This window comes from Candidatus Infernicultor aquiphilus (assembly GCF_002784285.1).
Classification (GTDB): domain Bacteria; phylum Atribacterota; class Phoenicimicrobiia; order Phoenicimicrobiales; family Phoenicimicrobiaceae; genus Infernicultor; species Infernicultor aquiphilus.
Window position 1 is genome coordinate 616 of record NZ_PFKO01000292.1, and the last position, 6,970, is coordinate 7,585.

Here is a 6,970-nt window from a genome sequence, read left to right on the forward strand (position 1 = left end):
CATTTATCAATTTAACTATTGGAGGGACAAGGGGGCCTTGCCCCCTAAAAATACAGGGGACGGTTCTCTTTATTCGTATTTCCTGGACAACGCACAAAAATTATTTGACTGCTGAGTGCTTTTAATATATTATTATAAAAACAAATTATAATTGCCCTTTTAAAATAGTACGGAGAGACTAATAAGGGGATAAAAAGAGAAAATTATATCCTCTTATTAGCCATTTAATAAGAGGATATTTTATTATATAAATAAAATATATCTTCCTTTAAGATCAGTCCAGTGAGGCTGATAAGGAAAAACTATTACCCCCTTATCAGCCAGAATAGGTTGGAAAGGGGTTTTTTATTTTATTTAAATATAGGTGTCGTAGAAGAGGAGGTTTAAAAAAATGAATATACAGGAAAAGACTGTGGTGATGGGGGAAAATGAGATTAGAAGGACCTTAGTAAGAATTGCCCATGAGATAGTGGAAAAAAATAAAGGGATTGCTGACTTGGCCCTTGTTGGAATAAGGACCAGAGGAGTTTTTCTGGCCAAAAGATTAGCCCAGGAGATTTTCAAGATAGAAAAGAAAGAAATTCCGGTAGGAATATTAGATATAACTCTCTATCGGGACGATTTATCCCAGGTTAGCCGTCAGCCACTGGTGCGCAAAACGGAAATACCCTTTGATGTATCCCAGAAAAAAATAGTACTGGTCGATGATGTCCTTTATACCGGAAGAACCACTAGGGCGGCAATGGATGCAATAGTAGATTTAGGAAGACCCCAGGTGATACAATTAGCGGTTCTTATAGACAGAGGACATCGGGAGCTTCCTATTCGGGCCGACTATATCGGTAAAAATATCCCTACTTCCAAGAAAGAGATAATTAAAGTCAAGTTAACGGAAGTGGACGGGGAAGACCAAGTAGGAATAGCGATAAAAGATATAGAAATAACGTAAAACTAGATTCGTATTTGGTTAATTAGTTAATTGGTTACCTGGTTAGTTGGTTGATGGATTATTAGGGTAGCGGTTAACCAAAAACTAACTAGTAGAGCGTTTCTTTAATAATGTTACAATGATTTGTCATTGCGAGCGATAGCGAAGCAATCTCAAGTCCTTACAAATCAAGGGATTGCTTCGTCGCTTTGCTCCTCGCAATGACAGAACAAAATGTAAAGATATTTAGAGAACGCTCTACTAGATAGGTAAACATTAAATTAAGGAAAGTTGATGAGTTTGATTTTAAAACTTAAAGCCAAAGTATTATTAAAAGAAGAAGTGGTTCCCAATATTTTTTTAATCAAATTATTAGCTCCATTAATAGCTCAAGAAGCCATTCCGGGGCAATTTATGCATATTAAATGCAGTCAGGATTATTACCCTCTACTCCGCCGACCGATAAGTATCCACAGGATAGATAAAGAAAAAGGAGAGATCTTTATCTTATTCCAGGTAGTGGGAGAAGGCACCAAATTATTATCCCAAAAGGTCAGGGGAGATGAATTAGATATTTTAGGTCCCCTTGGAAATGGTTTTAATATTTACCCCCAAAGTCAGAAGATTATGATAGTTGGTGGAGGCATAGGTGTTGCTTCTTTATTGGCTTTAGCTGAAGAATCTATAAGACAAGGTAAGGAAGTACGAGTCTTGATAGGTGCCTTAAAAAGAGAACTGGTCCTGGGTGAGGAAAGTTTCAGAAGTTTAGGGGCAAAGGTGGATATTGTTACTAATGATGGAAGTTATAAACATAAGGGTTTGATTACTAATTTATTAGAAGAAGATATCCAAGAAGGATGGTTGCCGGATCAGATATTTACTTGTGGACCAAAACCCATGTTGAGAAAGATTGCTGAGATTGCCTCAAAGGTAAATATTGATAGTCAGGTATCTTTGGAAGAACATATGGGTTGTGGAATTGGAGCATGTTTGGGGTGTGTTTGTAAAATAAAAACCAACCTGTCTGCAGGTAACGCACAGGCAGAAGAAAAGAAGAATAATAAAGAAGAATATGATTATAAAAGAGTCTGTGTAGATGGGCCAGTCTTTAAGGCTAACGAGGTGATATGGGATGACTAAAAAACCCCGATTAGAGGTAGAGGTGGGAGGAATAAGGATGAAAAATCCAGTAATGACCGCCTCAGGGACTTTTGGTTATGGCGAAGAGTTTTCTCCCTTTATTGATTTGGATAAATTGGGAGCAATAGTATTAAAAGGAATTACTCTAAAACCGAAGAGGGGAAATCCACCTCCTCGAATTATAGAAACTCCCTCCGGCATCCTCAATGCTATTGGTTTACAAAATGTAGGAGTAGAAGTTTTAATTAATAAAAAATTACCCTATTTACAAAAATTTACTACCCCGGTAATAATAAATATTTCCGGGGATACCCTTGAAGAATATGTTGAATTAGCCCGAAAATTAGATAATATTTCTCAAGAAAAAGGGATTGCCGGTCTGGAAATTAATATTTCCTGCCCTAATCTCCAAAAAGGAGGAATAGTATGGGGAAGCGATGCTCAATTAACTTATAAAGTGGTAAATAATATTCGGAAAGTCACTACCCTTCCCCTGATTGTAAAATTATCTCCCAATGTGACCGATATTAAAGTAATTGCTCATGCGGCAGAAGAGGCTGGAGCCGATGTTCTATCCTTAATAAATACCTTAGTAGGAATGGCTGTAGATGTCAGCTTAAGAAGACCTAAATTAGCTAATATCAGTGGTGGGCTATCTGGTCCGGCGGTAAAGCCGGTAGCTCTGTGGATGGTATGGCAGGTTTTCCAGACCGTAAATATCCCTATAATTGGGATGGGCGGAATAATGAAGGCAGAGGATGCCCTGGAATTTATAATTGCTGGGGCGAGAGCAGTAAGCATAGGGACTGCAAATTTAGTTAATCCCCAAGCAGCAATAGAAATTATAAAGGGAATAGAAGCATATCTGGTAGAGAATAAAATCAAAGATATAAATGAATTGGTAGGTAGCCTAAAGATTTAAAATAAAAGATAGGAGGGAAAATAATGAAATTATCCGCACGGGAAAGATTGGTCCTGGCCCTTGATGTAAATAACTTTAAAAAAGCAGAGGAATTGGTTGATAAATTGACTGATTATGTGGGGGTTTTTAAAATTGGGAATCAACTCTTTACTGCTGAAGGGATTAAGGTTATCAAAATGGTACAGGAGAAAGGAGGTAAAGTTTTTTTAGATTTAAAGTTTCACGATATTCCCAACACCGTTGCTCGAGCAGCGGAAGTAGTTAGCAAATTAGGGGTATATATTTTTGATCTCCATACTTCCGGTGGATATGAAATGATGAAGGCGGCAGTAGAAGCAAGTAAAAAATTAAGTTTTGCCTTAGGCATCAGCAAACCTTTAATTTTAGGAGTGACCTTACTTACCAGCATTAATCAAGAAATATTAGAAAAAGAAATTGGCATAAAAAAAAGTATAGAAGAACAAGTGGTTCATTTAGCTAAATTGGCGGAAGCTGCTGGTCTTGATGGAGTGGTGGCTTCTCCCTGGGAGATTAAAGCGCTTAGAGCTGCCTGCGGGGAAGATTTTGTGATTTTAACTCCCGGCATACGTCCGGTCTGTAAATCTGATGATGACCAGAAAAGGATAATGACTCCCCAGGAAGCCATAAAATTAGGGGCTGATTTTATAGTAATCGGACGGCCCATAACCAATGCCACCAATCCAGTAAAGGTGTCTCAAGAAATTTTAAAAGAAATGGAGGAGGTTTTAAAAGATGATTATTAATACTGAGGAGGTAATGAGGAAATTTGAAGAAGCAGGAGCAATTCAAAAAGGACATTTTAAATTAACTTCAGGTGTGCATAGCGATATTTATATTCAATGTGCTCAAGTTATGCAGTATCCAGAATTTATGAATAATTTATGTAGCGAGTTAGGAAAAAAATTTAGAGGTGAGGACGTTGATGTAATTGTGGGACCTGCCGTGGGTGCTATTATTATGGCTCATGTAATGGCTCGAGTTTTAGGACCCTGGGTTAGGGCAATTTTTACGGAAAGAGAAAATGGTAAGATGACTTTACGACGTAGTTTTAAGATAAAAAAAGGAGAAAAAGTTTTGGTGGTGGAAGATGTCACTACCACAGGGAGTTCGGTAAGAGAAGTTATAGAAATAGTAAAAGAAAGACAAGGGAAAGTGGTAGGAGTAGGAGCATTAATTGATCGTAGTGGGGGAAAGATTGATTTTGGAGTTAAGACTCAAAGTTTATTGACTTTAGACATCAAGACTTATTTACCCGAAGTATGCCCTTTATGCAAAAAAGGAATTCCGGCAATTAAACCAGGGAGTCGAGATCTTTAAAGCATTAGTTAATATTTAAAGAGGTTAGAATAATTAAAAATTAGTTTGAAATTCATATATCAATATATAATTTAATGTTTTGACTATATTTAATAAATGCATTTAAAAAATTAATCAAAAAGAGGAGATATTATTTATGATAACCAAGATTATTGATGGAAGGAAAATAGCGAAAGAAATTACTGAGTCCTTAAAAACAAAGGTAGAAGATTTTATTCAAAAAAATAGAATAACTCCTGAATTGGCAGTAATTATAGTAGGAGAAGATCCGGCATCTTTGTTTTATGTAAAAATGATAGGTAAGACCTGTGAAAAAGTTTCTATTAATTTTAAGGAACATAATTTATCTAAAGAGACTTCCCCAGAAGAGCTTCTTAAACTTATCAATAATTTGAATAAAGATAAAAAAATAAGCGGAATTATAGTGCAAGTCCCACTTCCTAAACATATAAATCAGGATCAAATTCAGGAAGTAGTCAATCCTTCTAAAGATGTAGATTGTTTTAATCCTATCAATATGGGAAGACTTGCTTTAGGAAAGCCAGAGTTTTTACCCTGTACACCTTATGCGGTATATGAACTAATAAAAAGAGAAAATATTGAAGTAGAAGGAAAACATACAGTTATTATAGGAAGGAGTAATATTGTAGGAAGGCCTATGGCTCTTATTCTTTTACAAAAAAAGGAACATGCTAATGCTACTATTACTGTTTGTCATTCTCTAACTAAAGATTTAATTTATTTTACCCGTCAGGCAGATATTCTAATTGCAGCGGTTGGGAAACCTGAAATAATTAAAAGAGATATGGTTAAAGAGGGAGCAATAATTATCGATGTGGGTACCAATGAGGTAGGAGGAAAATTAGTGGGGGATGTAGCTTATGATGAAGTTTTAGGTAAAGTATCTCTTGTAACTCCAGTTCCGGGAGGAGTTGGGCCAATAACCAATGTTATGTTGATGCAGAATACCTTAAAAGCAGCAGAAAAATTAGTTAATTAATTTGCCAGTTTACTAATTATTATCAATTAATCAATAAGTAGGACAGACATCCCCTGTTTTCACAGGAGCAGGCTCGCCTGTCTATAGGAGGTAAGTAAAAAATGAAAGTTCGAACTTATAAAGCTAAGACTAAATGGCTGAAAGGCTTCAAAGCCGAAACCGAAATAAGAGAATTTAAGATTGGTATCGATGAACCTTTAGAGTTAAGAGGTACTAATACTGCTCCTAACCCGGTAGAGTTATTATTAACAGCTTTGGGTGGATGTATAGCATTATCATACCAAAGTTATGCTAAAAGATTTGAAGTAGATATAGAGGATTTAATCGTTAGTTTAGAAGGAGATATGATTCCTGGTGGTTGGGTTGATGAGAGAGGTAAAAAGAGAAGAGGGTTTAAACAGATTAGATATGAAGTACAAATAAAAACAAAAGCTACTGAAGAAAAGGTATTTCAACTTCATAAAATGGTTGAAGAAACATGTCCAGTGTCTGATATGCTGGTCAACCAGACAGAGATCAAAGGAAGCGTTAGTGTTAATTATTAGCAGGACAGGGATTTCGCCAGTCCTACTTTTTTGTTCTTTTCATTTTTTCGATATTTATCATTAAGGCAGTGATATCAGCAGGAGTAATTCCGGAGATTCTTTTAGCCTGTCCTAAAGAGATAGGTTGAATTTCGGAGAATCTTTCTCGTCCTTCATGAGAGATACCGTGAATTTTAAAATAGTCGATACCTTGAGGTATTTTATAATTTTCTAATTTTTTAAATATTTTTACTTGCGTTTTTTGGCGCTTAATGTATCCGGCATATTTTATTTGAATTTCCACTTGCTCAGTTACCGCAGTAGGAAGTTTTGGTCTTTGGGGATCAATGGAAACAGTCTGTTGATAAGTTACTTCTGGTCTGGTAAGCAGAGTAGTTAAATTTGCGGCTTGAGAAAGTGGGGTAGTATTCAATTTATATAGTAAATTATTTACTTCTTCAGTAGGATGAATAATTACTTCCTTTAATCTTTCTTTTTCTTTTTCAATTAATTCTTTTTTCTTTATAAATTTTTTATATCTTTCTTCCGCAATTAATCCCACTTTATATCCATAAGAAATGAGCCTTAAATCAGCATTATCCTGTCTTAATAGAAGTCGATATTCTGCTAAACCAGTTCTTAGCCGATAGGGCTCAGTCACACTTTTAGTAACTAAATCATCTATCTCTACGGCAATATAGGCCTCTGAACGATCCAGAATTAAGGGGTTTTTTCCAGCTATAAGCTGTACTGCATTTATACCAGCCATTAGTCCCTGTTCAGCTGCCTCTTCATAACCTGAGGTTCCATTTATCTGCCCCGCCAGGAATAGACCTCTAATCATTTTAGTTTCTAATGAGTATTTTAATTGGTTAGGGTAAATAATATCATATTCAATAGCATATCCATATCTGATAATTTCACAATTCTCTAGTCCCCTGATAGTATGTAGGGCCTCTTGTTGGGCATCAGCAGGTAGACTGGTAAAAAATCCTTGGAGATAAATTTCTTCCGTATGGTAACCCTCTGGTTCTAAAAATATCTGATGAGATTCTTTTTGGGGGAACCTAATTATTTTATCCTCAACCGAGGGGCAATATCTAATGGCTGCACTTTGA

The 6,970-nt window shown here is 36.0% G+C and carries 8 protein-coding genes; 7 read left to right on the forward strand and 1 reads right to left on the reverse strand.

All coding sequences use genetic code 11. The features are described 5' to 3' along the window. Window positions 1-391 precede the first annotated feature (391 nt). The 7 genes from pyrR to COZ07_RS08035 all read left to right on the forward strand — a co-directional run bounded on the left by pyrR (window position 392) and on the right by COZ07_RS08035 (window position 5,873). A complete protein-coding gene (gene pyrR / locus COZ07_RS08005) occupies window positions 392-949 on the forward strand; it encodes a bifunctional pyr operon transcriptional regulator/uracil phosphoribosyltransferase (RefSeq protein ID WP_406608040.1) in 558 nt (185 codons plus the stop codon). Window positions 950-1,222: 273 nt separating this feature from the next. Beyond that, on the forward strand, window positions 1,223-2,068 hold the full coding sequence (locus COZ07_RS08010; RefSeq protein ID WP_406608046.1) for a dihydroorotate dehydrogenase electron transfer subunit: 846 nt from the start codon (window positions 1,223-1,225) through the stop codon (window positions 2,066-2,068). Then, window positions 2,061-2,990 (forward strand): dihydroorotate dehydrogenase, encoded by a 930-nt coding sequence (locus tag COZ07_RS08015; RefSeq protein ID WP_406608041.1) that lies wholly within the window; start codon window positions 2,061-2,063, stop codon window positions 2,988-2,990. The genes COZ07_RS08010 and COZ07_RS08015 overlap by 8 nt, the downstream gene beginning before the upstream one ends. A 23-nt stretch (window positions 2,991-3,013) precedes the next feature. Beyond that, on the forward strand, window positions 3,014-3,754 hold the full coding sequence (gene pyrF, locus COZ07_RS08020) for an orotidine 5'-phosphate decarboxylase (RefSeq protein WP_406608042.1): 741 nt from the start codon (window positions 3,014-3,016) through the stop codon (window positions 3,752-3,754). Next, window positions 3,750-4,328, forward strand: coding sequence for an orotate phosphoribosyltransferase (pyrE, locus tag COZ07_RS08025; RefSeq protein ID WP_406608047.1), 579 nt, complete (start codon window positions 3,750-3,752; stop codon window positions 4,326-4,328). The genes pyrF and pyrE overlap by 5 nt, the downstream gene beginning before the upstream one ends. 136 nt (window positions 4,329-4,464) lie before the next feature. Next, complete coding sequence (locus tag COZ07_RS08030; RefSeq protein ID WP_406608043.1) at window positions 4,465-5,328, forward strand: bifunctional 5,10-methylenetetrahydrofolate dehydrogenase/5,10-methenyltetrahydrofolate cyclohydrolase; 864 nt, start codon at window positions 4,465-4,467, stop codon at window positions 5,326-5,328. A 101-nt stretch (window positions 5,329-5,429) separates the two neighbouring features. Further along, complete coding sequence (locus COZ07_RS08035) at window positions 5,430-5,873, forward strand: OsmC family protein (RefSeq protein ID WP_406608044.1); 444 nt, start codon at window positions 5,430-5,432, stop codon at window positions 5,871-5,873. A gap of 22 nt (window positions 5,874-5,895) precedes the next feature. Here the strand turns inward: COZ07_RS08035 and COZ07_RS08040 are convergent. Continuing rightward, a partial coding sequence (locus COZ07_RS08040) for an FAD-dependent oxidoreductase (RefSeq protein WP_406608045.1) occupies window positions 5,896-6,970 on the reverse strand: 1,075 nt, incomplete at its 5' end.

Bases quoted from the DNA above. Each gene is read 5' to 3' on its own strand.
- pyrF (WP_406608042.1), top strand. From the start codon at position 3,014: ATGAAATTATCCGCACGGGAAAGATTGGTCCTGGCCCTTGATGTAAAT.
- COZ07_RS08015 (WP_406608041.1), top strand. From the start codon at position 2,061: ATGACTAAAAAACCCCGATTAGAGGTAGAGGTGGGAGGAATAAGGATG.
- COZ07_RS08030 (WP_406608043.1), top strand. From the start codon at position 4,465: ATGATAACCAAGATTATTGATGGAAGGAAAATAGCGAAAGAAATTACT.
- COZ07_RS08035 (WP_406608044.1), top strand. From the start codon at position 5,430: ATGAAAGTTCGAACTTATAAAGCTAAGACTAAATGGCTGAAAGGCTTC.
- pyrR (WP_406608040.1), top strand. From the start codon at position 392: ATGAATATACAGGAAAAGACTGTGGTGATGGGGGAAAATGAGATTAGA.
- COZ07_RS08010 (WP_406608046.1), top strand. From the start codon at position 1,223: ATGAGTTTGATTTTAAAACTTAAAGCCAAAGTATTATTAAAAGAAGAA.